Origin of the sequence: Mycobacterium sp. AT1 (assembly GCF_002043095.1) — a bacterium.
GTDB lineage: Bacteria > Actinomycetota > Actinomycetes > Mycobacteriales > Mycobacteriaceae > Mycobacterium.
Window position 1 is genome coordinate 142,846 of sequence record NZ_MVOC01000048.1, and the last position, 24,244, is coordinate 167,089.

26 protein-coding genes are annotated in these 24,244 nt (G+C 67.2%); 20 read left to right on the forward strand and 6 right to left on the reverse strand.

The annotated features are described in order from the left end of the window. Nucleotides 1-6 precede the first annotated feature (6 nt). Nucleotides 7-1,338 (forward strand): Ig-like domain-containing protein, encoded by a 1,332-nt coding sequence (locus B1790_RS22235; RefSeq protein ID WP_198952085.1) that lies wholly within the window; start codon nt 7-9, stop codon nt 1,336-1,338. Here the strand turns inward: B1790_RS22235 and B1790_RS22240 are convergent. Further along, nucleotides 1,322-2,074, reverse strand: a complete 753-nt coding sequence (locus tag B1790_RS22240; RefSeq protein ID WP_079925426.1) for an SDR family NAD(P)-dependent oxidoreductase — start codon at nt 2,072-2,074, stop codon at nt 1,322-1,324. The genes B1790_RS22235 and B1790_RS22240 overlap by 17 nt on opposite strands. A 189-nt stretch (nt 2,075-2,263) precedes the next feature. Between B1790_RS22240 and B1790_RS22245 the strand changes: the two genes are divergently transcribed. The 7 genes from B1790_RS22245 to B1790_RS22275 all read left to right on the forward strand — a co-directional run bounded on the left by B1790_RS22245 (nt 2,264) and on the right by B1790_RS22275 (nt 9,628). After that, complete coding sequence (locus B1790_RS22245) at nt 2,264-3,565, forward strand: ROK family protein (protein ID WP_079925427.1); 1,302 nt, start codon at nt 2,264-2,266, stop codon at nt 3,563-3,565. A gap of 33 nt (nt 3,566-3,598) precedes the next feature. Next, nucleotides 3,599-4,882: a D-inositol-3-phosphate glycosyltransferase gene (gene mshA, locus B1790_RS22250; protein ID WP_079925428.1), complete on the forward strand. Its 1,284-nt coding sequence runs from the start codon at nt 3,599-3,601 to the stop codon at nt 4,880-4,882. 11 nt (nt 4,883-4,893) lie between these two features. After that, a complete protein-coding gene (locus B1790_RS22255; RefSeq protein ID WP_079925496.1) occupies nt 4,894-5,403 on the forward strand; it encodes a YbjN domain-containing protein in 510 nt (169 codons plus the stop codon). A 74-nt stretch (nt 5,404-5,477) separates the two neighbouring features. Continuing rightward, entirely contained in the window at nt 5,478-6,218 is a 741-nt protein-coding gene (locus tag B1790_RS22260; RefSeq protein WP_079925429.1) for a phosphoglyceromutase, read from the forward strand. Between the two features lie 137 nt (nt 6,219-6,355). Further along, nucleotides 6,356-7,546 carry a cell wall metabolism sensor histidine kinase WalK gene (locus B1790_RS22265; RefSeq protein WP_079925430.1) on the forward strand — a complete coding sequence of 397 codons (1,191 nt, stop codon included), beginning with the start codon at nt 6,356-6,358 and terminating at the stop codon, nt 7,544-7,546. A gap of 49 nt (nt 7,547-7,595) precedes the next feature. Further along, nucleotides 7,596-8,282: a two-component sensory transduction protein RegX gene (gene regX, locus B1790_RS22270; RefSeq protein ID WP_079925431.1), complete on the forward strand. Its 687-nt coding sequence runs from the start codon at nt 7,596-7,598 to the stop codon at nt 8,280-8,282. 317 nt (nt 8,283-8,599) lie between these two features. Next, on the forward strand, nt 8,600-9,628 hold the full coding sequence (locus B1790_RS22275; RefSeq protein WP_079925432.1) for an NAD(P)-dependent oxidoreductase: 1,029 nt from the start codon (nt 8,600-8,602) through the stop codon (nt 9,626-9,628). Here the strand turns inward: B1790_RS22275 and B1790_RS22280 are convergent. The 3 genes from B1790_RS22280 to B1790_RS22290 form a co-directional block, all read right to left on the reverse strand. Continuing rightward, nucleotides 9,612-10,166, reverse strand: coding sequence for a dTDP-4-dehydrorhamnose 3,5-epimerase family protein (locus B1790_RS22280; RefSeq protein ID WP_079925433.1), 555 nt, complete (start codon nt 10,164-10,166; stop codon nt 9,612-9,614). The genes B1790_RS22275 and B1790_RS22280 overlap by 17 nt on opposite strands. 101 nt (nt 10,167-10,267) lie before the next feature. After that, nucleotides 10,268-11,047: a WecB/TagA/CpsF family glycosyltransferase gene (locus B1790_RS22285; RefSeq protein ID WP_079925434.1), complete on the reverse strand. Its 780-nt coding sequence runs from the start codon at nt 11,045-11,047 to the stop codon at nt 10,268-10,270. Between the two features lie 432 nt (nt 11,048-11,479). Then, nucleotides 11,480-12,268: a hypothetical protein gene (locus B1790_RS22290; RefSeq protein WP_079925435.1), complete on the reverse strand. Its 789-nt coding sequence runs from the start codon at nt 12,266-12,268 to the stop codon at nt 11,480-11,482. 34 nt (nt 12,269-12,302) lie between these two features. Here B1790_RS22290 and B1790_RS22295 point away from each other — a divergent pair, with 34 nt between their 5' ends. The 9 genes from B1790_RS22295 (at nt 12,303) to B1790_RS22335 (ending at nt 20,011) form a co-directional block, all read left to right on the forward strand. Continuing rightward, nucleotides 12,303-13,289 (forward strand): Ppx/GppA phosphatase family protein, encoded by a 987-nt coding sequence (locus B1790_RS22295; protein ID WP_079925497.1) that lies wholly within the window; start codon nt 12,303-12,305, stop codon nt 13,287-13,289. Continuing rightward, on the forward strand, nt 13,286-14,416 hold the full coding sequence (locus B1790_RS22300) for a hypothetical protein (protein ID WP_079925436.1): 1,131 nt from the start codon (nt 13,286-13,288) through the stop codon (nt 14,414-14,416). Before B1790_RS22295 ends, B1790_RS22300 begins: the two co-directional genes overlap by 4 nt. 19 nt (nt 14,417-14,435) lie before the next feature. Next, the gene (locus B1790_RS22305; protein ID WP_079925437.1) at nt 14,436-15,281 is read left to right on the forward strand and encodes a sugar phosphate isomerase/epimerase; all 846 of its coding nucleotides are present in this window, start codon (nt 14,436-14,438) and stop codon (nt 15,279-15,281) included. A gap of 13 nt (nt 15,282-15,294) precedes the next feature. Continuing rightward, nucleotides 15,295-16,170, forward strand: a complete 876-nt coding sequence (locus B1790_RS22310) for a thioesterase family protein (protein WP_369832396.1) — start codon at nt 15,295-15,297, stop codon at nt 16,168-16,170. A 122-nt stretch (nt 16,171-16,292) separates the two neighbouring features. Beyond that, nucleotides 16,293-17,165: a pyrroline-5-carboxylate reductase gene (gene proC, locus B1790_RS22315; protein ID WP_198952086.1), complete on the forward strand. Its 873-nt coding sequence runs from the start codon at nt 16,293-16,295 to the stop codon at nt 17,163-17,165. A gap of 138 nt (nt 17,166-17,303) precedes the next feature. Next, entirely contained in the window at nt 17,304-17,561 is a 258-nt protein-coding gene (locus B1790_RS22320) for a helix-turn-helix domain-containing protein (RefSeq protein ID WP_056550728.1), read from the forward strand. Between the two features lie 146 nt (nt 17,562-17,707). Then, nucleotides 17,708-17,809, forward strand: a complete 102-nt coding sequence (locus B1790_RS22325) for a 30S ribosomal protein bS22 (protein WP_003402602.1) — start codon at nt 17,708-17,710, stop codon at nt 17,807-17,809. A gap of 31 nt (nt 17,810-17,840) precedes the next feature. Then, the gene (locus B1790_RS22330; protein WP_079925499.1) at nt 17,841-18,914 is read left to right on the forward strand and encodes an SDR family oxidoreductase; all 1,074 of its coding nucleotides are present in this window, start codon (nt 17,841-17,843) and stop codon (nt 18,912-18,914) included. A gap of 2 nt (nt 18,915-18,916) precedes the next feature. Then, the gene (locus tag B1790_RS22335; RefSeq protein ID WP_233165262.1) at nt 18,917-20,011 is read left to right on the forward strand and encodes a lysophospholipid acyltransferase family protein; all 1,095 of its coding nucleotides are present in this window, start codon (nt 18,917-18,919) and stop codon (nt 20,009-20,011) included. Nucleotides 20,012-20,017: 6 nt separating this feature from the next. On the opposite strand, the gene B1790_RS22340 is transcribed toward B1790_RS22335, so the two are convergent. Beyond that, entirely contained in the window at nt 20,018-20,557 is a 540-nt protein-coding gene (locus tag B1790_RS22340; protein WP_079925440.1) for a MaoC family dehydratase N-terminal domain-containing protein, read from the reverse strand. Nucleotides 20,558-20,618: 61 nt separating this feature from the next. Then, on the reverse strand, nt 20,619-21,431 hold the full coding sequence (locus B1790_RS22345) for an HAD family hydrolase (RefSeq protein ID WP_369832400.1): 813 nt from the start codon (nt 21,429-21,431) through the stop codon (nt 20,619-20,621). 108 nt (nt 21,432-21,539) lie between these two features. On the opposite strand from B1790_RS22345, the gene B1790_RS22350 reads away from it, so the two are divergent. From B1790_RS22350 to hemC, 3 genes are all read left to right on the forward strand, one after another. After that, the gene (locus B1790_RS22350) at nt 21,540-21,809 is read left to right on the forward strand and encodes a glutaredoxin family protein (protein ID WP_255407297.1); all 270 of its coding nucleotides are present in this window, start codon (nt 21,540-21,542) and stop codon (nt 21,807-21,809) included. A gap of 99 nt (nt 21,810-21,908) precedes the next feature. After that, nucleotides 21,909-23,279, forward strand: a complete 1,371-nt coding sequence (locus B1790_RS22355) for a glutamyl-tRNA reductase (protein WP_079925443.1) — start codon at nt 21,909-21,911, stop codon at nt 23,277-23,279. A 28-nt stretch (nt 23,280-23,307) separates the two neighbouring features. Continuing rightward, nucleotides 23,308-24,243, forward strand: a complete 936-nt coding sequence (gene hemC / locus B1790_RS22360; protein WP_198952090.1) for a hydroxymethylbilane synthase — start codon at nt 23,308-23,310, stop codon at nt 24,241-24,243. Nucleotide 24,244 lies beyond the last annotated feature (1 nt).

Sequence of the window (24,244 nt, forward strand, 5' to 3'; positions counted from 1 at the left end):
GTACACGTGACCCTCAATCGGCGCCAAGCGCTGACCGCCATCGCCGTGGGCGCCTCCGGCGTACTCGCCGCGTGTAGCGGTAGGACCACGACCGGTTCGCCGGCATCCACCGAGCCGCCAGCCAAGGCGGAGGTGGCCTTCAAGCCCGCCAAGGACGCCACCAACGTGGCACCGACCGACCCCGTGGGCGTCGAGGTCACCAACGGATGGTTGCAGCGCGTCACGCTGACCAACGCCGAAGGCGGTGTCGTCCGCGGCGTGCTGAACCCAGACCGCACCGCGTTCAAGACCACCGAGCCGCTCGGCTACGGCGTCGAGTACACCTGGGGCGGGTCGGCGGTCGGACGCGACGGCAAGGCGATCCCGTTGACCGGGAGTTTCACCACCGTCGACCCGCAGACCAAGGTCAACGGTCAGTTCCAGCTGGCCGACGGCCAGGTCGTCGGTGTCGCGGCGCCCATCATCATGCAGTTCGACGCCTCCATCGGCGACGACGCGAAGGCAGCCGTCGAACGGGCACTGGTCGTCACCACCACCCCACCCGTCGAGGGCAGTTGGGCGTGGTTGCCCGACGAGGTCGGCGGCTCGCGACTGCATTGGCGCACCAAGGACTACTACCCGCCTGGCACCAAGGTGCACGTGGCCGCCAACACCTATGGAATCCCCTTCGGCGACGGGGCATTCGGTGCCGCCGACTCCACCTTGGACATCGAGATCGGCCGTCGGCAGGTAGTCAAGGCCGAGGCGTCGTCGCACCAGATCGAGGTGATCACCGACGCCGGTGTAATCATGACCCTGCCCTGCAGCTACGGCGAGGGCGATCTGCCGCGCAACGTGACCCGCAGCGGCATCCACGTCGTCAGCGAGAAGTACGAAGACTTCTACATGTCCAACCCGGCCGCCGGTTACTCGAACGTGCACGAGCGGTGGGCAGTGCGGATCTCCAACAACGGCGAGTTCATCCACGCCAACCCCAACAGCGCTGGCGCCCAAGGCAACACCAACGTCACCAACGGCTGCATCAACCTGTCCACGTCGGACGCCGAGCAGTACTTCAACACCGCCATCTACGGCGACCCGGTCGAGGTGACCGGCACGTCGATCGAACTGTCCTACGCCGACGGTGACATCTGGGACTGGGCCGTCGGGTGGGACGAGTGGAAGTCCATGTCGGCACTCAACGACGCGACGCCCCCGTCCAACGTCCCAAGCAGCGCCCCGGCCACCCCCACCGACGCTCCGACGCTGTCGGGTACGCCGACGACCACGCCGCCGTCGGCGGTGACGGTCACCCCAACGGAGACCACGGAGACCACGACGGTCACTCCGGGCGGGTGAACTTCCTCGTCGCCGTGGCCTGATCGCGCGGCCGGATGACGATCTGGTCCAGGTTGACGTGCGACGGTCGTGACGCGGCGAACCCGATCACCTCGGCGACGTCCTCGGCGGTCAGCGGAGTCATGCCCGCATACAGGGCGTCCGCTCGGTCCTGATCGCCGCCGAAACGCACGACGGAGAACTCCGTCTCGACCATTCCAGGCGCAATCTCGGTGAGTCGCACCGGCTTTCCCAGCAGCTCGCCGCGCAGCGTCTGATGCAGTGCGGCCTGGGCATGCTTGGCCGAGGTGTAGCCGGCGCCCCCGTCGTAGATCTCGAACGCCGCGATGGAGGTGACGGTGACGATCAACCCGTCACCGGAGGCGACCAGCTTGGGCAGCAATGCCCTCGTCACGCGGAGGGTGCCCAGCACGTTGGTCTCCCACATCCAGCGCCAGTCGTCGAGGTCGGCGTCGGCGACCGATTGCACGCCCTTGGCGCCGCCGGCGTTGTTCACCAGCACGTCGACCCGTTCGAGGCCGTCGGCCAACTTCTGCACAGAAGTCTCGTCAGTGACGTCCGCCACAATCGCGGTGCCCGCGATCTCCGCAGCGAGGGCCGTGACGCGATCCTCGCGGCGTGCCACGCACACCACGTGAAAGCCAAGTCCCGCAAGTGTTTTCGCCGTGGCCTCGCCAATGCCGGAGCTGGCACCCGTGACGACCGCGACGGGCTGAGGGGATTCGAGTGACGTCATTCGTCCAACATTAGTTGTCGTGCTAAATTCGCAACGTGTCCTCCGGTCAGGGTTTCAACGTCGCCGCATCGCGTGCGTGTTGTTGTCGTCGCCAGCTTCGCCGCGCCTGACTGAACCCCGGACACATTCGTCCTGCTGAGTCGCCAGGTGAGGCAATCACCCACCGGCCGACCTCACGCAAGGACTCTCATGAGTACTCCCACCGCCATTCGCAAGACCCCTGCCGTCATCGCCACCCCCCGCACGAAGCGGGCGTTGCTGGCCAGGCACCACATCGTCGCCCCGTCGCTGCGCGTCGCCGAAGCGGCGGCAGCCTCGGTGTTCGGAGCGGCCAGACTTCGCGGCCCCATCGCCCGTGACGTCATCGCCCAGACCACCGGCCTGAGCATCGCGACGGTGAACCGGCAGGTCACAGCCCTGCTCGACGCCGGCGTGCTTCGCGAGCGAGCCGACCTGGCCGTCTCCGGCGCCATCGGGCGACCGCGGGTGCCGGTCGAGGTCAACCACGAACCGTTCCTCACCCTCGGCATCCACATCGGCGCCCGCACTTCGATCATCGTGGCCACCGATCTCTTCGGCCGCACGCTCGACGTGGTGGAGACGCCGACGCCGCGGGGTTCGCAGAACTCGGCGCTGGCGGCACTCGCGGGCAGCGCGAGCCGATACCTGAGCCGCTGGCATCGTCGCAGGCCACTGTGGGTGGGCGTGACCGCGGGCGGAGTCGTGGACAGCGCCACCGGGCACGTCGACCACGCCCGACTCGGCTGGACGGACGCTCCGGTGGGCCCCGTTCTCGCCGAGACCCTCGGGCTGCCGGTGTCCCTGGCCTCCCACGTGGACGCGATGGCAGGTGCGGAGTTGCTGCTCGGCACGCGCCGAGTGAACGGTTCCGCCGCGTCGAACGCTGCTTCGAGCGCGGCTCCGGTCACGAGCCTGTACGTCTACGCCAGGGAGACCGTCGGCTACGCCCTGTCGATCGGCGGCCGGGTGCACTCGCCGACCAGCGGACCCGGCACGATCGCGGCATTACCCGCACAATCCGAAATGCTAGGCGGCAGTGGGCAACTGGAGTCGACAGTGAGCGACGAAGCGGTGCTGACCGCCGCGCGCAGGCTCCGGATCGTGCCCGCCGACGGCCCGTCCTCGACCATCGGCGCGGTGCTGCGCGCGGCGCGACAGGGCAACCAGGCCGCCGCCGACCTGCTCGGTGAACGCGCGCACGTGCTCGGTGAGTCGGTGGCGCTGCTGCGGGACATGCTCAACCCCGACGACCTGGTCGTCGGCGGCCAGGCGTTCACCGAGTATCCGGAGGGCATGGCGGAGGTCGAAGCCGCCTACGCCAAACGTTCGGTTCTCGCGCCGCGCGACCTCCGTCTGACCTCGTTTGGCAACCGGATTCAGGAAGCGGGCGCCGGTGTCGTGTCCCTCGGCGGTCTCTACGCCGATCCGATCGCCGCGATGCGCCGCGCGGCCCGGGACAAGACCGCCTGACGCCGTCCGGCGACCCGGTGTAAGTATGAAGTCGTGCGCGTAGCCGTTTTGTCGGTCCATACCTCCCCGCTGGCTCAGCCCGGGACGGGTGACGCCGGCGGCATGAACGTCTACGTGCTGCAGACCGCGCTGGAACTGGCCCGCCGTGGCGTGGACGTGGAGATCTTCACCAGGGCGACGACCTCGTCGGATGCCCCCGTCGTACGGGTGGCGCCGGGGGTGCTGGTCCGAAACGTGGTGGCGGGCCCCTTCGAGGGCCTCGACAAGCACGACCTGCCGACGCAACTGTGCGCGTTCACCGCAGGCGTCCTGCGCGCCGAGGCGACCCACGAACCCGGCTACTACGACGTCGTGCACTCCCACTACTGGCTCTCGGGTCAGGTCGGCTGGTTGGCGCGGGACAGATGGGCGGTGCCGTTGGTGCACACCGCCCACACGCTCGCCGCGGTGAAGAACGCATCCCTTGCCGTCGGTGACCAGCCCGAGCCGCCACTGCGGTCGGTGGGTGAGCAGCAGGTCGTCGACGAGGCGGACCGGCTGATCGTCAACACCGAATACGAAGCGCGCGAACTGGTTTCGCTGCACCGGGCCGACCCCGGTCGCATCGACGTCGTGCATCCCGGGGTCGACCTCGCGACGTTCACGCCCGGCGACAGGATGCAGGCGCGGCGGGCACTTGGCTTGGGAGCCGACGAGAAGGTGGTCGCGTTCGTCGGCCGCATTCAGCCCCTCAAGGCGCCCGACGTCCTGCTGCGCGCGGCGGCCAAGCTGCCGGACGTCCGCGTCGTGATCGCCGGCGGGCCGTCGGGCAGCGGGCTGGCCAATCCCGACTCGTTGGTTCGGCTGGCCGAGGACCTGGGTATGTCCTCACGCGTGACCTTCCTACCTCCCCAATCCCGCGACCAGCTCGTCGGCCTGTACCGGGCCGCCGACATGATGGCGGTGCCCAGCTACGCCGAGTCGTTCGGTCTCGTCGCCGTGGAAGCCCAAGCCTGCGGGACGCCGGTGGTGGCGGCCGCGGTCGGCGGACTACCCGTCGCCGTGCGGGACGGGATCACCGGTGTCCTCGTCAACGGGCACGATCCCGACGACTGGGCAGCCGCCATGGGTGGGCTGTTCGACCGCGGGCCCGACACGATGCGCGCCGCAGCCGTCGAACACGCCGCGACGTTCTCGTGGGCCAACACCGTGGATGCGTTGCAGGCCAGCTACGGCCGGGCGATCACCGACTATCACGCCCGCCACCAGCGCACCGAGGTGCCGTCGCGACGCAACGGTCGCCGGTTCTCGATCCGACGCGGGATCCGGGCATCGTGAACGCGGGCACCGTGAATCCGGCACTCGACGTCATCGAAGCCACCCTCAAGGAGTCCGACCTCGAATACGCCTTTCACGAGGGCTCCGACGGCGCGCCGTCGGGGGTCGTGGTCGCAGTTCCCGGTGAGCGGCGGTTGATCACCAACACGATCTTCACGGTCGGCGACCACACCGTTCGCGTCGAGGCGTTCATCTGCCGCAAGCCCGACGAGGACTTCGAGAAGGTCTACCGCTATCTGTTGCGGCGCAACCGCCGATTGTTCGGCCTCGCGTACACCCTCGACAACCTCGGTGACATCTACCTGATCGGCAGGATTGCGCTGGAGTCGGTGAGCCCCGACGTGATCGACGGTATCCTCGGCCAGGTGGTCCAAGCCGTCGAAGCCGACTTCAACATGTTGCTGGAGTTGGGCTTTCACTCGTCGATCCAGAAGGAGTGGGAGTGGCGGGTCAAGCGGGGCGAGTCGCTCAAGAACCTGAAGGCCTTCGAGCACCTTATCGACGACGGCGACGACGACTGAGCGTCGGCCGCCGAGTCGGGGCGTAACCGTCTCGAACGCCGCGCCCACAATCGCGGCGGGATAGCATCGTCGCCATGGCGACACTGGTGCTACTGCGTCACGGCGAAAGCGAATGGAACGCGCTCAATCTCTTCACCGGCTGGGTTGACGTCAACCTCACCGAGAAGGGTCGCGCCGAAGCCGTCAGGGGCGGCGAGCTGATGAAGTCCGTGGGCGTGCTGCCCGACGTGCTCTACACCTCGCTGTTGCGGCGTGCCATCACCACCGCCAACCTCGCGCTCGACGCCGCCGACAGGCACTGGATCCCCGTGGTCAGGGATTGGCGGCTCAACGAACGGCACTACGGCGCGCTGCAGGGCCTCGACAAGGCCGAGACCAAGGCCAAGTACGGCGAAGAGCAATTCATGGCGTGGCGCCGCAGCTACGACACGCCGCCGCCGCCCATCGAGAAGGGCAGCGAATACAGCCAGGACGCCGACCCCCGCTACGCGAGCATCGGCGGCGGCCCGCTGACGGAGTGCCTCGCCGACGTCGTGGCCCGCTTCGTCCCCTATTTCACCGAAGTCATTGCGCCCGACCTGGTGGCGGGCAAGACCGTGCTGGTCGCCGCGCACGGCAACTCGTTGCGGGCGCTGGTCAAGTACCTCGACGGGATGTCCGACGCCGACGTGGTCGGGTTGAACATCCCGACGGGGATCCCGCTGGTGTACGAGCTCGACGATGCTCTCAAGCCGACCGTCCCCGGCGGCAAGTATTTGGATCCCGATGCCGCCGCGGCTGGCGCTGCCGCCGTCGCCGCCCAGGGCGCCAAGTAGTCGACGGGGGCAGGCGGGGCGAACAATGGGTGAACTCCGGTGAACGGAGCCCGAACTCCTGTGTTTGTCTTTGTGACTTGCCCCGATTTGGCCGCACGCTGCTGGGATGACGTTCACCCAGTGCGTACGATTTTCGCGTGAGTGGGGTAGCGGCGCTGCTGTTGACGGCAGTCGTGTCCCTTGTCGCGTTGGCACTTGGCGTGGCGCTCGGTCTGTCGCTGGCGCCGCGGATCGCCGAACGTCGGAAGCGACGGTCGACCGACCAGGACGGCATCACCGTCTCCCAGATGCTGCAGCGGATCGTGTCGTTGTCACCGGTGGGAACCGTGGTCGTCGACAACTACCGTGACGTCGTCTTCATGAACGACAAGGCGCGCGAGCTCGGCCTGGTGCGCGACCGACTGCTCGACGACCGGGCCTGGGCCGCCGCGCAGCGCACGCTGGCCACCGGTCACGACGTCGACTTCGACCTGGCCCCGGTGCGACGCCCGATCCCCGGTCGCTCGGGGTTGTCCGTCGGCGGGCACGTTCGCCTCCTCAGTGAGGACGACCGACGTTTCGCGGTGGTCTTCGTCGACGACCAGTCCGAGTTCGCCAGGATGGAGGCCACCCGGCGGGACTTCGTGGCCAACGTCAGCCACGAGCTCAAGACCCCGGTCGGCGCGATGGGCGTGCTGGCGGAGGCCCTTCAGGCGTCCACCGACGACCCCGCGACGGTCAGCCGGTTCGCCGAGATGATGATCACCGAGTCCAATCGGCTGGCCAACATGGTCGGCGAACTCATCGAGCTGTCCAGGTTGCAGGGGGCCGAACCGCTTCCGGATCTGGAGGCCGTCGACGTCGACTCCGTCGTGAGTGAGGCGTTGTCGAGGTACAAGGTGGCGGCCGACAACGCCGACATCGCGATCACGACCGACGCCCCGACCGGTTTCAGCGTCCGCGGTGACCAGGGCCTGCTGGTGACGGCGATCGCCAACTTGGTGTCCAATGCAATTGCTTACTCGCCCAAGGGTTCTCCAGTGTCGATCAGCAGGCGCAGTCGCGGTGACAACATCGAGATCGCGGTCACCGACCGCGGCATCGGCATCGCACGCGACGACCAGGAGCGGGTCTTCGAACGGTTCTTCCGCGTCGACACGGCGCGGTCCCGGGCCACCGGTGGCACGGGGCTCGGATTGGCCATCGTCAAGCACGTGGCGGCCAATCACAACGGATCCATCCGGCTGTGGAGTCAGCCCGGTACCGGCTCGACGTTCACCCTGTCGATCCCGGCCCATCCCGAAACCGACGACGAGTCGGATGAACGAGAGGACCAGACTGCGCTATGACCAGTGTGTTGATCGTGGAAGATTCCCAGACGGAAGGCACGAGGAAGTCGTGACCAGCGTATTGATCGTGGAAGATGAAGAGTCACTGGCGGATCCGCTGGCGTTCCTGCTCCGCAAGGAGGGCTTCGAGGCCACCGTCGTCACCGACGGGCCCTCTGCGCTCGCCGAGTTCGAGCGGTCGGGCGCCGACATCGTCCTACTGGACCTGATGCTTCCCGGCATGAGCGGGACCGACGTGTGCAAACAACTGCGCTCGCGTTCGAGCGTGCCGGTCATCATGGTGACAGCCAGGGACAGCGAGATCGACAAGGTCGTCGGGCTGGAGCTGGGTGCCGACGACTACGTCACCAAGCCGTACTCCGCGCGAGAGCTCATCGCCCGCATCCGTGCGGTCCTTCGCCGCGGCGTCGACAACGACGATTCGGGGATCGGTGACGGCGTGCTCGAGGCGGGACCGGTCAGGATGGACGTCGAGCGGCACGTCGTGTCCGTCAACGGCACGTCGATCACCTTGCCGCTCAAGGAGTTCGACTTGCTGGAGTACCTGATTCGCAACAGTGGCCGGGTGCTTACCCGCGGCCAGTTGATCGACCGGGTGTGGGGCGCTGACTACGTCGGCGACACCAAGACTCTCGACGTGCACGTCAAGCGGCTCCGGTCGAAGATCGAGGGCGACCCGGCCAATCCGGTTCACCTGGTGACGGTGCGCGGGCTGGGCTACAAGCTCGAGGGGTAGCTCTCTCGATCTCTCACTTGCGCACGACGGTGCAATTTCAGCAATTGCCCGCGGAGTGGCCAATCGTGTTACGCTCCTTCCAAATCGTACTTTCGGTATGGAGCTGACCAGTTGTCCAACTCTTTGCATGGCGTTGTCCGCGAGTCGGATCGCCAGCTCAGCGCCCTGGACGGCGTCGTAACACCGCTCGGTGAGCCTGCCCCGAAGTTCGATGCGCTGAATCGACCCGAGCAAACGACCCCGCTCAATCTGCGGCGGTTCGCCGAAGCGCTCGTCATGCAGAAGGTCAGACTCGCGGTCGGAAGGGACTCACGTAGATGAAGGTGTTGGTCACAGGTCACCAGGGCTATCTCGGGACGGTCATGGTGCCGCTGTTGATCGCCGCGGGCCACGACGTGGTCGGCTTGGACAACGGCTACTTCGCCGACTGCGTTCTCGGCATTGCGCCGACCGAACCGCCTTGTCTCGCAGTCGACCTGCGGGACGTCACCGTCGACCAGTTGCGTGGTTTCGACGCGGTCGTCCACCTCGCGGCGCTGTCCAACGACCCGCTCGGCGCCTTGGCGCCCGACATCACCTACGACGTCAACCACCACGCGTCGGTGCGTCTTGCGGTGCTGGCCAAGGAGGCGGGCGTCCGACGATTCCTCTATGCGTCGACTTGCTCGGTGTACGGCGCGGCGGGAACCGATCTGGTGTCCGAGGACGCCGAGCTGCATCCGATCACGCCGTACGCGATCAGCAAGGTGCGTGTCGAGGCCGACGTCGCCGCGCTCGCCGACGCCGACTTCACGCCCGTGTTCCTGCGCAACGCAACGGCTTTCGGATTCTCTCCACGCTTGAGGGCCGACATCGTGTTGAACAACCTGGTCGGGCATGCCGTCCTCACCGGCGTGGTGCGGGTGATGTCCGACGGCACGCCGTGGCGTCCTCTGGTGCACGCTCAGGACATTGCGCGGGCCTTCGAGACGTGCCTGACCGCGCCCGCCGAGATCGTCAGCTGCCGCGCGTACAACGTGGGAGCCGAGGACAACAACGTCACCGTCGCCGAAATCGCCCAGACGGTCGTGGACACGGTGCCCGGCTCGACCCTGCTGATCACCGGGGAGACCGGGTCCGATCCGCGGTCCTACCGGGTGGACTTCAGCCGCGCGCGGGCCGAGCTGAACTTCGAGGCGACGTGGTCGGTGGCCGACGGTGCCGCCGAACTCTACGAGGCGTATCTCGCGAACGGCTTGAACAGCCACGACTTCGACGAATCCTTCACGCGACTCAAGCGGCTGGAATGGCTCACCGCCCAAGGCGTCCTCGACCAGACGATGCGCCGGGTCAGCGCAATTGCGTGACCAACTGAGCCCAGCTGCCCGCCGCCCGGTCGCGCGCCGAGACGACGCCGACGGGCAACGGCCAGTCGATTCCTAGGTCGGGGTCGTCGTAGGCGACGCCGAGGTCCTCGGCGGGGTCGTGTGGCCGGTCGATTCGATAGCAGACGTCCGCGGTGTCGGTAAGTGCTTGGAACCCGTGCAGCAGGCCGGGTGGCACGTACAGGTGGCGGAACTCGTCGTCGTCCAGCAGGAACGCCTCGTGCTTGCCGAACGTCGGTGACGAGGGCCGCGCGTCGACCAGCACGTCGTGCACCGCGCCGTGGGCGCACCGCACCAGCTTGGCCTCACCGCGGCCACTCCTGCCGTGCATGCCGCGTACGACGCACTTGGCGGATCGGGACTGCGAATCCTGTAGGAACGACGCCGCCGTGCGGGGAACGCCAGCCCACTCGTCGAAGATCTCCGCGTCGAAGGTCCGCGTGAACAGACCGCGGTCGTCGTGAAACGGTGTCGGGACGAAGGTTACGACGCCGGCGAGGGTGGATTCATCGATGCGCACGCGGTCATGCTTTCACGAACGCGCGCCGCGGTGGCCCCGACAGTCTCGGGCACGCGCTTGGGTCGTCGTGCGTCACCGGCGGTGAAACGCGCTGCCCGGGGTCACTTCCCACGGACGACTGCCAGGATGAACCGGGCGCTGCCAAGAAGGTGGCGACGCCGAAATGGCTTGGAAGTGAACAACAGTCGGTAGACCCGGGCGAGGCCAACGTCGTTGATCCACGTCGGTGTTGGGCGTACCGCGCCGGCCACGACGTCCAGATCTACGCCGACGTCGACGAAGACGCCGGGCAAGCGGTCCGCGAGCGCTGCGGCGGCGAATTCCCGCGCCGGTGAATCCAGGCCAATCCACACGATGTCGGGGTTGGCCTCGGCGATGCGCTCGACGCAGTCGTTGTTCACGCCGTTCTCCGCGGCGCCGGGTGGTGGTGCGTACGTGCCCGCGAAGTTCACGCTCGGGTAGCGGATCGTGGCGTCGTCGACGAATTTGGTCAGCGTGTCATCGCTGCTGGCGATCACGAAGTGACGCAGGTCGTTGTCGCGGCCGTGGTCGAGAACCTCGACGACGAACGACGGCCCCCGCACGGGGGCGCCCTTCCGTGGGAAGCGGGCGCGGACGCGCATCGCCCATGCCACCGGTGCTCCGTCGGGAAGTGTCACGCCGGGCCTGGCGAACAGATCTCGGTACTCGTGGTCATGGCTGGCCCGGGTTACGCAAGACGCGTTGGACAGTCGCACGACCAGACCCTGCTCCGACGACCCCGCGGCGATCGTGACGACGTCGCGGACCGCCGTGTCGAGGTCCGTCACCTCGAACGGCAGGCCGCCGATCAGCACGGACTCTCGGCCGTTGCACAGGTCGATCTCTTTGAAGTCGGTCACCTTAGGCCCCGTCGGTGTTCGTCATTCGCTGCCTCCGCAAACTTTGGCGCATTTGACGCGCGGTCGATGGGCGGCGGGCTTCCGGACCTGAAATCGGGGCAATCCGGCGGGCATTGGTGGGCTGACATGTGCCAAATACCTGAGTCTGTTCGTTTTGTCGATTTCAGAGAACATTCATATGCCTACGCTGTCGTTGCCATCGCAGCACGTGAAGAAGGTGACGCGCTGATTCGTACTAGGAGTATGAATCTCGAACTTAACGTTGTCTAGCGATTCTGGCAAACGCTAGACCCAAGCCTGGGCGGTCTGCCGACCAGGCGCGGAGGACCTGATGGACCAGCCGGAACCCGGCGGCCTCGACCTCTGCGAGAGTCAGGCGGCTCGGCGCGCTTCCATGTAGAGGTAAATCCCGGCGGAGACGCCGAGCCGCGGCTACTGCGCAGCGCGGGTCGCGGGATGGATCGCGATCAGTCCCAAGCTGCTGCGGCGCTTGCACATCGCCGCGAGCTCCGCATAGGCCTTGGCGCCGAGAAGCTCGGTCAGTTCCGGGGCGTAGGACTGCCACACCTGACGGGCGCCGACGTGGGCCTTGGGGTCGCCGGTGCAATACCAGTGCAGGTCGGCGCCGCCCTCACCCCAGCCGCGGCGGTCGTACTCGGTGATGGTGGTCCGCAGAACCTGGGTGCCGTCGGGCCGCTCCACCCATTCCTGACTTCGGCGGACCGGCAGCTGCCAGCAGATCTCGGGTTTCATGGTCAGCGGTTCCACGCCCAGCTTGAGCGCCTTCGAGTGCAACGCGCAGCCAATGCCGCCCTCGAAACCGGGCCGATTCAGGAAGATGCAGGCGCCCTTGTACTTGCGGGTCCGCAGATTGTCCTTGCCGTCGTATTCGTCCATCTCGAGGTAGCCCTTGCGGCCTAGGCCCTTGTCGCGGAACTGCCAGTCCTCGTCGGTGAGCTGCTTCACGGCGTCGTCGAGTTTGGCGACGTCGTCGTCGTCGGACATGAAGGCGCCGTGGCTGCAGCAGCCGTCGTCGGGGCGGTTCTCGACCGTGCCCTGGCATGCGGGCGTGCCGAACACGCACGTCCACCGCGAACACAGCCAGGTGAGGTCGGCCAAGATCAGATGTTCGGGGTTGTCGGGGTCGAAGAATTCCACCCATTCTCGGGCGAAGTCCAAGTCGACCTCACCGTTCTTGGCACCGGGGCGCGATCCGCTCACGGAACGCAACGGTAGACCCGATAACGTGGGTCTCGTGCGATTGGGCGTGCTCGACGTGGGTAGCAACACGGTTCATCTGCTCGTCGTCGACGCCCGGCGAGGTGGACACCCGACTCCGATGAGCTCGACGAAGGCCGCGTTGCGCCTCGCCGAGGCGATCGACGGCTCGGGCAAGCTGACCAGGAAGGGCGCCGACAAACTCGTCGACACCATCGACGAGTTCGCCAAGATCGCCGCCAGTTCGGGGTGCATCGAACTCATGGCGTTCGCCACCTCGGCGGTGCGCGACGCAACGAACTCCGAAGACGTGCTCGCGCGGGTGCTTGCCGAAACCGGTGTGGCGCTCAAGGTTCTCTCGGGAGTCGACGAGTCCCGTCTCACCTTCCTCGCCGTCCGACGTTGGTACGGCTGGAGCCCCGGCCGCATCATCAACATCGACATCGGCGGCGGCTCGCTCGAACTGTCCAGCGGCGTCGACGAGGAACCCGAGGTGGCGCTGTCGCTTCCGCTTGGCGCGGGCCGGCTGACCAGGGAGTGGTTGCAGGACGACCCGCCGGGCCGCCGTCGGGTGGCGATGCTTCGAGACTGGCTGTCAACGGAGATGGCCGACGCTGGCGCGAGGGTGCTCGATGCGGGTGCTCCCGACCTGACCGTGGCGACCTCCAAGACCTTCCGATCGCTCGCGCGACTCACCGGTGCGGCGCCTTCCGGTGCTGGGCCCCGGGTGAAGAGGACACTGACTGCATCGGGGCTTCGTCAGCTCATAGCTTTCATCTCTAGGATGACGACGGCCGATCGAGCGGAGTTGGAAGGGGTGAGCGCCGAGCGAGCGCCACAGATCGTGGCGGGAGCGCTGGTAGCTGAAGCGAGTATGAAGGCCCTTGCGATCGATACCGTGGACATTTGCCCCTGGGCGTTGCGAGAAGGGTTGATCTTGCGGAAACTCGACAGTGAGGCCGACGGGACCGCCTTGTTCGGAACGTCGGCGGGCTTGCCAAGAGCCAGAGGCGCGAGACGATGACTGATCCAGACGACACCACCTCCACTCGACCGATTTCGGTCGCGGAGCTCCTCGCCAAGAACGGCACCATCGGTGCGCCACCGGCAGGCGGTCGACGTCGCCGCCGTCGCGGCAACAGCGACGCGGTGACCGTCGCGGAGCTCACCGGCGAGATTCCGATCGTCAACACGGGCTCGATGCGCGCGTTGCGGGAGCCGGTCGCAGAACCCGTCGCGAAGGTCGTCGAACCGCCGGTCGTCGAACCGCCCGTCGAGGAGCCCTCCGTCGAGGAGCCGGTCGCCGAAGAGGTCGAACCGGACCTCGAAGTCGAGCCGGAGCCAGAAGCCGAGGTCGAGGCTGAACTCGAACTCGAGCCAGAAACCGAGGCAGAGCCCGAGCCCGAACTCGAGCCCGAGCCCGCTCTCACCGAGGCGGAGCTGGACTACCAGGCGCACCTCGACCGCCGTGACGTCGAGCCCGACCCCGTCGACTTCGTCCCGCGGCCCCGTCGTCCGAAGGCGTCGACCACCGGCGCCTTCGCCGCCCAGAGCGGCGCCGAGCAGATGAGCCCCGACCCTGTCGTCGACGACGACGAGATGCTGGACCTCGGCCCGGACGTCGACTTCGGCGAGGTTCTCGACAAGCACACCTCGGACGAGGACGAGCTGCGCCAGCAGACGCCGTCGTACCTGCGATCGAACACCGACACCCTCTTCGGCGGTCAGTCCGTTGCCGACGACCTGGCTCGCCGGGGACGCACACCGGGCCCCGAGGACATCGATCTCGGGGACGACGAGTCGACGTCGGCGGAAACCGTCGCCGTCACAGTCGACGAGGGCACGGCAGAAGCAACGGCGGAGGCTCCCGAGCGGTCCGAAGACGAGAGCTCGGCGTTCGTCAGAGGCGTGTGGGTGGTGGTGCAGTGCATCCTCGCCGTCGCGTTCGGTGCCGGCCTGTTCATCGCGTTCGACCAGCTGTGGCGGTGGAACACCATCGTCGCGCTGGTGTTGTCCGTCCTCGTCATCCTCGGCCTGGTGGTCGGCGTCCGCGTCGTCCGCAAGACCGAGGACATCGGCAGCACCTTGATCGCGGTTGCGGTCGGTGCGCTCGTCACGCTGGGTCCCCTGGCGCTTCTTCAGTCGCACTGACGCGTCACACTGTCGGCTAGTGCGCCCCGCAATCAAGGTCGGTCTTTCGACTGCCTCGGTGTATCCGTTGAGGACCGAGGCGGCCTTCGAGTACGCCGCCCGCCTCGGGTACGACGGGGTGGAACTGATGGTGTGGGCCGAGTCCGTCAGTCAGGACATCGCGGCAGTCCGGCGAATGTCCGAGAGCTACGGCATCCCGGTGTTGAGCGTGCACGCGCCGTGCCTGTTGATCTCGCAGCGGGTGTGGGGCGCCGATCCGGTCTCCAAGCTCGACCGCAGCGTTCGCGCCGCCGAAGAACTCGGGGCGCAGACCGTCGTCGTCCATCCGCCGTTCCGTTGGCAGCGGCGCTACGCCGAGGGCTTCACCGATCAGGTCGCCTCCCTCGAGCAGTCCAGTGACGTCATGGTCGCGGTGGAGAACATGTTTCCGTTCCGGGCCGATCGCATCTTCGGCACGGGCCAGCCGTCGATCTCACGGATGCGCAAGCGCGGGGGCAGTCCGGGCATAGCGGTGTCGGCGTTCGCGCCGTCATACGACCCGCTGGACGGCAACCACGCCCACTACACACTCGACCTGTCCCACTCGGCGACCGCTGGCACCGACGCGGTCGAGATGGCGGGCCGGATGGGTGACGGGCTGGTGCATCTTCATCTGTGCGACGGCAGTGGCGCGTCGACCGACGAGCACCTGGTGCCGGGGCGCGGAACCCAGCCCACCGCCGAGATCTGTCAGATGTTGGCCGCGAGCAACTTCGCCGGCCACGTCATCCTCGAGGTCACGACCTCGGGTGTGCGGACGGCGATCGAACGTGAGCAGTTGCTGACCGAGTCGCTCGAATTCGCGCGACGTCACTTGTTGCGTTAGGAGTTTGGTCGTCGTGGGTGAGTCAACGTCGTTCGTCGACGCGATGAAGCTGACGCAGGTGTCCAGCGAGAGTGACGGCGGTGGCTCCGCGGTGTTCGACGGAGAGCTGAACGAGCACTGGACCATCGGCCCCAAGGTGCACGGCGGCGCGATGCTGGCGCTGTGTGCGAACGCCGCCCGGACGGCGTTCGGTGCCGGAGGGCAGGAGCGCAGCGACCGGGGAAGCGGTTCAGGGGGAGAGGGCGTCGAGCCGATCGCGGTGTCGGGCAGCTTCCTGTGGGCGCCCGATCCGGGGCCGCTGCGCGTGGTGACCACGATCCGCAAGCGGGGGCGCCGCGTCAGCCTGGTCGACGTGGAGCTCAACCAGGGCGACCGGACGGCCCTGCGCGCAGTGATGACGATGGCCGAACCCGAGCACCACGCCCCGCCCCTGCTGTCGGTCAACCCGGTGGTGCCGCTGATGACGCCTGAGCCGCCGCCAGGACTCGAGCCGATCGGGCCAGGACACCCGATGGCCGACGTGGTGCATCTGGCGCACGGGTGCGACATCCGGCCGTCGCTGACGACGATGGAGCCGAGGGCCGACGGGGGGCCACCGGTGATCGAGTATTGGGTGCGGCCGAAGGAGGGTTCGCCGGACGTGTTGTTCGCGTTGCTGTGCGGCGACGTCTCGGCACCGGTCACGTTGGGCGTAAACCGATCCGGTTGGGCCCCAACGGTTCAACTCACCGCGTATCTGCGCGGCATGCCCGCCGACGGCTGGCTGCGGGTGATGTGCACGACGATGCAGATCGGCCAGGAGTGGTTCGACGAGGACCACGTGGTGGTCGACTGCGAGGGTCGCATCATCGTGCAGTCCCGACAGCTCGCCCTGGTGCCTCAGGCGTAATGACCAGGCCGCCGACTGCACGCTTGACGTACGCGAATCGCGAGTAGGGGTGCGAACAACCGTACTTTCGGCGAGGCACCACGGTCGTCGGTTACCCCACCTCGCGTGCAATGCTTGCCGGCGTGGCGAGAATTGCGATCATTGGTGGCGGAAGTATCGGCGAGGCACTGCTTTCCGGGCTGCTCCGCTCGGGTAGACAGGCCAAGGACATGGTCATTGCGGAACGACACCGCGACCGTGCCAAGTATCTCTCCGAGACGTATTCGGTCTTGGTGACGACGGTGGCCGACGCCGCCGAGAACGCGGCCTACGTCATCGTGGCGGTGAAGCCGTCGGACGTCGAGCTGGTCATCGGTGACATTGCCGAAGCCGCGGCGCGCGCCGAGAACAGCAGCGCGGAGCAGGTCTTCGTCACCGTCGCCGCAGGCGTCAGCACGGCCTACTACGAGGCCAACCTCCCGGCCGGCTCGCCCGTCATCCGGGTGATGCCAAACGCGCCCGTCGTCGTCGGTGGCGGCGTCAGCGCCCTCGCGGCCGGCCGGTTCGCGACCGCCGATCAACTCAAGGAGGTCTCGGCGATCTTCGACGCGGTCGGCGGGGTCCTCACGGTGCCGGAGTCTCAGCTCGACGCCGTCACCGCGGTCTCGGGTTCGGGTCCGGCGTACTTCTTCCTGATGGTCGAGGCGCTCGTCGACGCCGGAGTCGCAGCGGGCCTGCCGAGGGCCGTGGCCACCGATCTGGCAGTCCAGACGATGGCCGGCTCGGCGGCGATGTTGCTGGAGAGCCTCGATCGGGCCAACCCGTCCGGGGACGGCGCCATGGGCACCGCGATGGACACCAGCCCCGCCCAGCTGCGGGCCACGGTGACCTCACCGGGTGGCACCACCGCCGCTGGGCTGCGGGAATTGGAGCGCGGTGGTCTTCGCGCTGCGGTAGCCGAGGCCGTTGCGGCGGCAAAAACACGCTCTGAGCAGCTAGGAATTACACCGGAGTAGTTCAGGCAATCTAAACGGATTAGCCCACACCCGTCGCAATAACCCCAGTGGCCACGCTATTCTCCCTGAGGTATGCGCGCTCCTGCGCCAGCGGTGGGGAAGCCGTTGGACAAGGCGTGCCTGATTGATTGGGTTGCGATGACGTCTATGAACGGGCCATCGGCACGTGATTCCGTTAGTGGTAAATCGTCGCGCGACGGCTCCGGTGGCGAGCCAGCACGACAGCAATTCCTCACCGTCGCCGAAGTGGCGAGTCTGATGAGGGTCAGCAAGATGACGGTCTACCGACTCGTGCACAACGGCGAACTGCCCGCGGTGCGCGTCGGTCGCTCGTTCAGGGTGCACGCCAAGGCCGTCCACGACCTCCTGGAGACGTCGTACTTCGACGCAGGCTAAGTCTCCCGGTCGGTTCGACCACCCGGGTCGTCAGCATGGCGACCCGGGAAAACACGGCCGTTTTCGTCCCCCCGGGCATCCCGGGTAAGGTGACGATTCGGTTCTCCTGGCACAAATGTCGGGAGCTGTCTTAGGTAGCGGAGTTCATGGGTTCAGTCATCAAGAAGCGGCGCAAGCGCATGTCGAAGAAGAAGCACCGCAAGTTGCTTCGTCGGACCAGGGTGCAGCGTAGAAAACTCGGTAAGTAGCCTCTCAGGCTTCTGGCGTTAGTCTGTGCCGATGGATGCCACGGGTGACGCGAAGGATGCCGTCGAGCATCCGAAGGTCGTCTTGGTCACCGGTGCTTGCCGGTTTCTCGGCGGTTATCTGACGGCCAGGCTGGCGCAGAACCCGGTGGTCGACCGCGTCATCGCGGTCGACGCCGTCTCACCGAGCAAGGACATGCTTCGGCGGATGGGGCGAGCCGAGTTCGTGCGCGCCGACATCCGAAATCCGTTCATAGCGAAGGTAATTCGCAACGGGGACGTCGACACCGTCGTGCATGCCGCGGCGGCGTCGTACGCACCGCGAGCGGGCGGTAGGGCTGCGCTCAAGGAGCTCAACGTGATGGGCGCGATGCAATTGTTCGCGGCCTGTCAGAAGGCTCCTTCGGTGCGGCGGGTCATCCTCAAGTCCACGTCCGAGGTGTACGGGTCGAGTGCACGAGATCCAGTCATGTTCACCGAGGACGGTAGTTCGCGCCGACCACCCGGTGAAGGCTTCGCCCAGGACAGCGTCGACATCGAGGGTTACGCACGTGGTCTGGCGCGTCGACGCCCGGATCTCGCCGTCACCATCCTGCGGCTCGCCAACATGATCGGTCCCGCGATGGACACCGCGCTCTCGCGGTTCCTCGCCGGCCCGGTGGTGCCGTCGGTGCTCGGTTACGACGCGCGATTGCAGCTGCTGCACGAGCAGGACGCCCTCGGCGTACTCGAGCGGGCGACCATGGCGGGTAAATCGGGGACGTTCAACGTCGGTGCCGCCGGAATCATCATGATGTCGCAGGCAATTCGCCGATCGGGGCGGGTCCCGCTTCCGGTGCCGCGTTCGGCGTTGTCTGCCGTTGATTCGCTGAGGCGCGCGACCAGCCACACGGAGCTCGATCGAGAGCAGCTGAACTACGTGAGCTACGGGCGGGTGATGGACACCGCGCGCATGCGCAAGGACCTAGGTTACAACCCGAAGTGGACCACGGCGGAGGCTTTCGACGATTACGTCAGGGGCCGAGGTTTGCAGCCGATCCTCGATCCGCGCTGGGTACGCTCGGTCGAGAGTCGAGCCATTTCAGCGGCACAGCGCTTGCGGGGCTAGTCTTGTGCTTTGAAGCGGGGGAAGGTAGGGACGTGGCGGGCGAGTCAAAAGCGAAAGTCATTCCGCTACATTCGAATTCAACTCGAGCGTCAGCTCAGCGGCGGGCGGCGGCACGCGAGGGGGCCAGAAGGCATCCGTCGCTGCTCGACGATCCGGGGTCCCGAGCGTCAGCCGAACAGATTGCTGCGGTAGTCCGCGAGATCGACGACCGGCGAGGTTTCGCGGGCGGTGTGGCAGACGTCGACGAGGGCCCCAACGAGCTGGCCCAACGCATCGCCTCGGTTGCCGAATTCGTTCGCAAACGGATGTCGGGTGACTACGTCGTCGACGAGTTCGGCTTCGACAAGCACCTCAACGAAGCAATCTTCTTGCCTTTGCTGAGAGGGTTGTTCCGCAACTGGTTCCGCGTTGAGGTCAGCGGTATCGAGAACCTGCCGGAGACCGGCGCGGCCCTCGTCGTGGCCAACCACGCCGGCGTCCTGCCGATCGACGGGTTGATGGCGTCGGTCGCCGTCCACGACAACCACCCGGGCAACCGGGATCTGCGGCTGCTGGCCGCCGACATGGTCTTCGACATGCCCGTCATGGGACAGGCGGCGCGCAAGGCGGGGCACACGATGGCGTGCACCGCCGACGCGCACCGGCTGCTCGCAGCCGGAGAGCTGACGGCGGTCTTCCCCGAGGGGTACAAGGGGCTGGGCAAGAACTTCCGGGACCGCTACAAGCTGCAGCGCTTCGGCCGTGGTGGCTTCGTCTCCGCCGCGCTTCGCGCCGGGGCGCCGATCGTGCCGTGCTCGATCGTCGGGTCCGAGGAGATCTATCCGATGCTCGCCGACGTGAAGCTGCTGGCCCGACTGTTCGGTCTGCCGTACTTCCCGGTGACGCCGCTGTTCCCGCTCGCAGGCCCGCTCGGCCTGGTTCCGCTGCCGTCGAAGTGGCACATCCAGTTCGGCGAGCCCATCTCGACCGACGACTACGACGAGTCCGCGGCCGACGATCCGATGGTCACCTTCGAGCTGACCGACCAGGTGCGCGAGACCATTCAGCAGACGCTCTATCAGCTGCTGGCCAACCGAAGGAATCCCTTCCTCGGGTGACGCCCGTCAGGCGCCGGTCTTGCTTTGCCCGGCAATCATCCGCTTCATCGCGGCGTCGCGCCCGGCGGCGATCTGCGCCGTGACTTCGTCGTGCTCGTCGGTGTTGGTCGACTCGCCGAAGAGGGTGACGATGCTCGTCAGGATCGGGGTGCCGTCGTCGGAGGTCACCTCGCCGCGCACCTCGGTGATGATGGCGCCGTGGGATTCGATGACCGAATCCAAATAGGAGTCGAACCACAACTTGTCGCCGACCAGGATCGGGCGGTGGAAGATCAGCTTTTGGTCGCGGTGCAGTACCCGCTCCATGTTGATCGGCACGTCGAACTGGTTGAAGATTTCGTCCTGAACACGACGTCCCGCGACGGCGACGAAGGTCAGCGACGCGATGAGCGCATCCTGGCCGCACTCGGCGGCGGCGGCCTCGTCGTAGTGGGCCGGGTGGTCGTCCTTCACCGAACGGGCGAATTCGCGGACCTTCTCGCGGTCCACCAAGAAGTAGTCGGGATACCGGAAATGGGTCCCGATGATGTCTTGGGCGATGCTCATGGTTCGGTTCGGCTCCCCGCTTGGTACCTGGCTCTGCGGCGCCGAGCCTATCAGCGGACCGTCAGCCGCCATTTCCACGACGGGACACGACGGCGGCCAGCGCGCCACCGGCGGCGCCGAGGGCCAACGCCGACGGAACGCCGATCCTGGCGGCCTTGCGGGCGGTGCGGAAGTCGCGGATCTCCCAGCCCCGCTTGCGGGCGACGTCGCGCAGGGCGGCGTCGGGGTTGATGGCGACCGCGGTTCCGACCAACGACAGCATCGGGACGTCGTTGATGCTGTCGGAGTAGGCGGTGCAGCGGCGCAGATTGAGTCCCTCGCGGATGGCAAGCGAGCGCACCGCGTGGGCCTTGCCAGCGCCGTGCAGGATCTCTCCGACGAGCCGTCCGGTGAACACCCCGTCGACGGATTCGGCGACGGTGCCCAGCGCTCCGGTCAACCCCAGCTTGCGGGCGATGGTCGCGGCGAGCTCGTAGGGCGTCGCGGTGACGAGCCACACCTGCTGGCCGGCGTCCAGGTGCATTTCGGCAAGCGCACGCGTGCCCTGCCAGATCTTGTCGGCGATGATCTCGTCGTAGATCTCCTCGCCGACCTCGGTCAGCTCGGAGGTGGGCCTGCCCTCGATGAACGCGAGCGCCTTGCTGCGCCCGGCGGCGACGTCGTCGCTGTTCTCCTTGCCGGTCAGCTGAAACTTGGCCTGCGCGTAGCCGAACCGCGCCAGGTCGCCGTAGGTGAAGTACTTGCGTGCCGCCAACCCGCGCGCGAAGTGCACCAGCGACGAGCCCTGGACCAAGGTGTTGTCGACGTCGAAGAACGCGGCGGCCGTCAGGTCGGGCGGTGGTGGTTCGGTGGCGGACGCCTCGTCGGACACGATGTAGTCGACGGCGTCGGCTACATCATGAGCCCAGTTGCCGGCCCCCGGATCTTCCTCAGCCCCTGACTCGGACACCCTTCAACAGTAGGGCACGGGATACTCGGTTCCGTGGAGCACGTTGCGAGCAGACACACCGTGGAGTTGTTGACCCGCGCCGGGTGCAGCATGTGCGAGAAGGCCGGGGCGATTCTGACGCGGCTGGCGGGGGAGTTGGGCTTCGAATTCTCCAGCACCGACGTCGACGCCGCGGCCGCTGCCGGGGACCCGTCGCTGCGGGCCGAGTACGGCGATCTCTTGCCCGTCGTGATGCTCGACGGGGTGCAGCACGGTTACTGGGAGGTGGACGAAACGCGTCTGCGAGCCGATCTCGCGAGCTAGTGACCCTCACCTCGAATTTGGTCGGCGAGCAGATGGCCGACTATCTTCGATGTCATCCGGGGCGGCGAGGCGACGGGAAAGTAGCACGGTGACGAGGCCATGAGCGTTCTTCTCTTCGGGGTTTCGCATCGCAGTGCACCCGTGTCCGTCCTCGAGCGTCTCAGTACGGACGAGTCCGATCAGGCCAAGATCGTCGACGAAGTGCTGCAGTCCCCGCTCGTCACCGAAGCCATGGTCCTCTCCACCTGCAACCGGGTCGAGATCTACGCCGTGGTGGAGGCCTTCCACGGCGGGCTTTCCGTCATCGGGCAGGTCCTGTCCGACCATTCGGGATTGTCGCTCGGCGACCTCACCAAGCACGCCTACGTCCGGTACGCAGAAGCCGCCGTCGAGCACTTGTTCGCGGTGACCAGCGGTTTGGACTCCGCGGTCATCGGCGAGCAGCAGGTCCTCGGCCAGGTGCGCCGGTCGTACGCCTCGGCCGAAGCGCACCAGACCGTCGGTCGCACGCTGCACGAGCTGGCGCAACGCGCGCTGCAGGTCGGCAAGCGCGTGCATTCGGAGACCGACATCGACGCGGCGGGCGCCTCGGTGGTGTCGGTGGCGTTGGACATGGCCGATGACAAGCTCTCCGGTCTGGCCGGTCGGTCGGCCGCGGTGATCGGCGCTGGGTCGATGGGATCGTTGGCAGCCGCACATCTGGTGCGGGCCGGCATCGGCCGGGTGCACGTGGTGAACCGCTCGCTGCCGCGCGCCGAGCGGCTCGTCCAGAATCTGAGGGCTCAGGGCGTCGAGGCGCAGGCCTTCCCGTTCGACCACATCCCCGCCGTGCTCGCCGACGCCGACGTCGTGGTGTCGTGTACCGGGGCCGTGCGCCCGGTGGTGTCGCTTGCCGACGTGCACCGTGGTCTCGCGCACGGCCAGGAACCCAAGCAGCTGGTGGTGTGCGATCTCGGCATGCCCCGTGACGTCGACCCGGCCATCGCCGGTCTGCCAGGCGTGTACGTCGTGGACATGGAGCGCATTCAGCGTGAGCCCGCCGCCCGCGCCGCCGCGTCGGACGCCGAGGAGGCCCGCGCGATCGTTGCCGCAGAGGTTGCCAACTACCTTGCCGGGCAACGGATGGCGGAGGTGACGCCCACCGTGACCGCCCTTCGGCAGCGTGCCGCCGACGTCGTCGAGGCGGAGCTGCTGCGGTTGGACAACCGACTGCCCGGCCTTGAGGCGGCCCACCGCGACGAGGTCGCAAGGACCGTGCGCCGCGTCGTCGACAAGCTCCTTCACGCTCCGACCGTCCGGGTCAAGCAACTGGCCAGCGCGCCGGGAGGCGACAGCTACGCTGAGGCGCTGCGCGAGTTGTTCGAACTGGACCCGCAGGCGGTCGACGCGGTTGCCGGAGGCGAAATGCCGCTTGTGGCAACGGATTTGATTCCGGGCAACACCCGGTTCGACCTTGGTCAGGCTGAGTAGACACTTGTCATTCTCGCGCGATACGGCCATCCGAATCGGCACAAGGGGCAGCCTTCTGGCTACCACCCAGGCCGGCCTCATCAGAGACGCTCTGATCGCCAAGGGCCACGCCGCCGAACTCGTCATCGTCTCGACCGCCGGTGACCGATCGAGCGGCCCCATCGCCGACATCGGCATCGGCGTGTTCACGGCGGCCCTTCGAGATGCGATCGCCGACGGCACGGTCGACGTGGCGGTGCACTCCTACAAGGATTTGCCGACCGCCACCGACGACAGATTCGTGATTGCCGCCATCCCGCCACGCGAGGACGCCAGGGACGCCCTGGTGGCGCGCGACGGGCTGGTGCTTGGGGAGTTGCCAGCCGGTTCGGTGATCGGAACGTCGAGCCCGCGGCGGACGGCACAGCTTAGAGCACTGGGTCTCGGTTTGGAAATTCGCCCCCTAAGAGGCAACCTAGACACCAGGTTGAACAGGGTAAGCAACGGTGATTTCGACGGCGTCGTCGTCGCCCGGGCGGGGTTAGTCCGCATCGGACGTCAAGACGCCGTCACCGAGACTCTGGAGCCGGTGCAGATGTTGCCAGCGCCGGCCCAAGGTGCGCTCGCGGTGGAGTGTCGCGCGGGCGATTCGGAGCTCGTCGCGCTGCTGGCGGAGATGGACCATTCCGACACGCGCGTCGCAGTCACCGCGGAGCGAGTCCTGCTCGCCGAGCTCGAAGCGGGGTGTTCAGCGCCGGTGGGTGCGATCGCGGAAGTGGTCGAGTCCATCGACGAGGAGGGCAACGTCTTCGACGAGCTGTCGTTACGCGGCTGCGTGGCGACGCTGGACGGATCCGACGTGATCCGGGCGTCCGGTATCGGTAGCCCCGAACGGGCCAGAGAGCTAGGGCTCTCGGTCGCCGCGGAGCTGTTCGACCTGGGAGCACGGGAGTTGTTGGATCAGCGGACGACAGAGCGGGAGTGAA

What these genes read in the sequence shown, in the direction of transcription:
- B1790_RS22240 (WP_079925426.1), bottom strand. Translation starts at nt 2,074, where the DNA reads ATGACGTCACTCGAATCCCCTCAGCCCGTCGCGGTCGTCACGGGTGCC.
- B1790_RS22245 (WP_079925427.1), top strand. Translation starts at nt 2,264, where the DNA reads ATGAGTACTCCCACCGCCATTCGCAAGACCCCTGCCGTCATCGCCACC.
- B1790_RS22260 (WP_079925429.1), top strand. Translation starts at nt 5,478, where the DNA reads ATGGCGACACTGGTGCTACTGCGTCACGGCGAAAGCGAATGGAACGCG.
- B1790_RS22275 (WP_079925432.1), top strand. Translation starts at nt 8,600, where the DNA reads ATGAAGGTGTTGGTCACAGGTCACCAGGGCTATCTCGGGACGGTCATG.
- B1790_RS22300 (WP_079925436.1), top strand. Translation starts at nt 13,286, where the DNA reads ATGACTGATCCAGACGACACCACCTCCACTCGACCGATTTCGGTCGCG.
- B1790_RS22320 (WP_056550728.1), top strand. Translation starts at nt 17,304, where the DNA reads ATGACGTCTATGAACGGGCCATCGGCACGTGATTCCGTTAGTGGTAAA.
- B1790_RS22325 (WP_003402602.1), top strand. Translation starts at nt 17,708, where the DNA reads ATGGGTTCAGTCATCAAGAAGCGGCGCAAGCGCATGTCGAAGAAGAAG.
- B1790_RS22330 (WP_079925499.1), top strand. Translation starts at nt 17,841, where the DNA reads ATGGATGCCACGGGTGACGCGAAGGATGCCGTCGAGCATCCGAAGGTC.
- B1790_RS22340 (WP_079925440.1), bottom strand. Translation starts at nt 20,557, where the DNA reads ATGAGCATCGCCCAAGACATCATCGGGACCCATTTCCGGTATCCCGAC.
- B1790_RS22355 (WP_079925443.1), top strand. Translation starts at nt 21,909, where the DNA reads ATGAGCGTTCTTCTCTTCGGGGTTTCGCATCGCAGTGCACCCGTGTCC.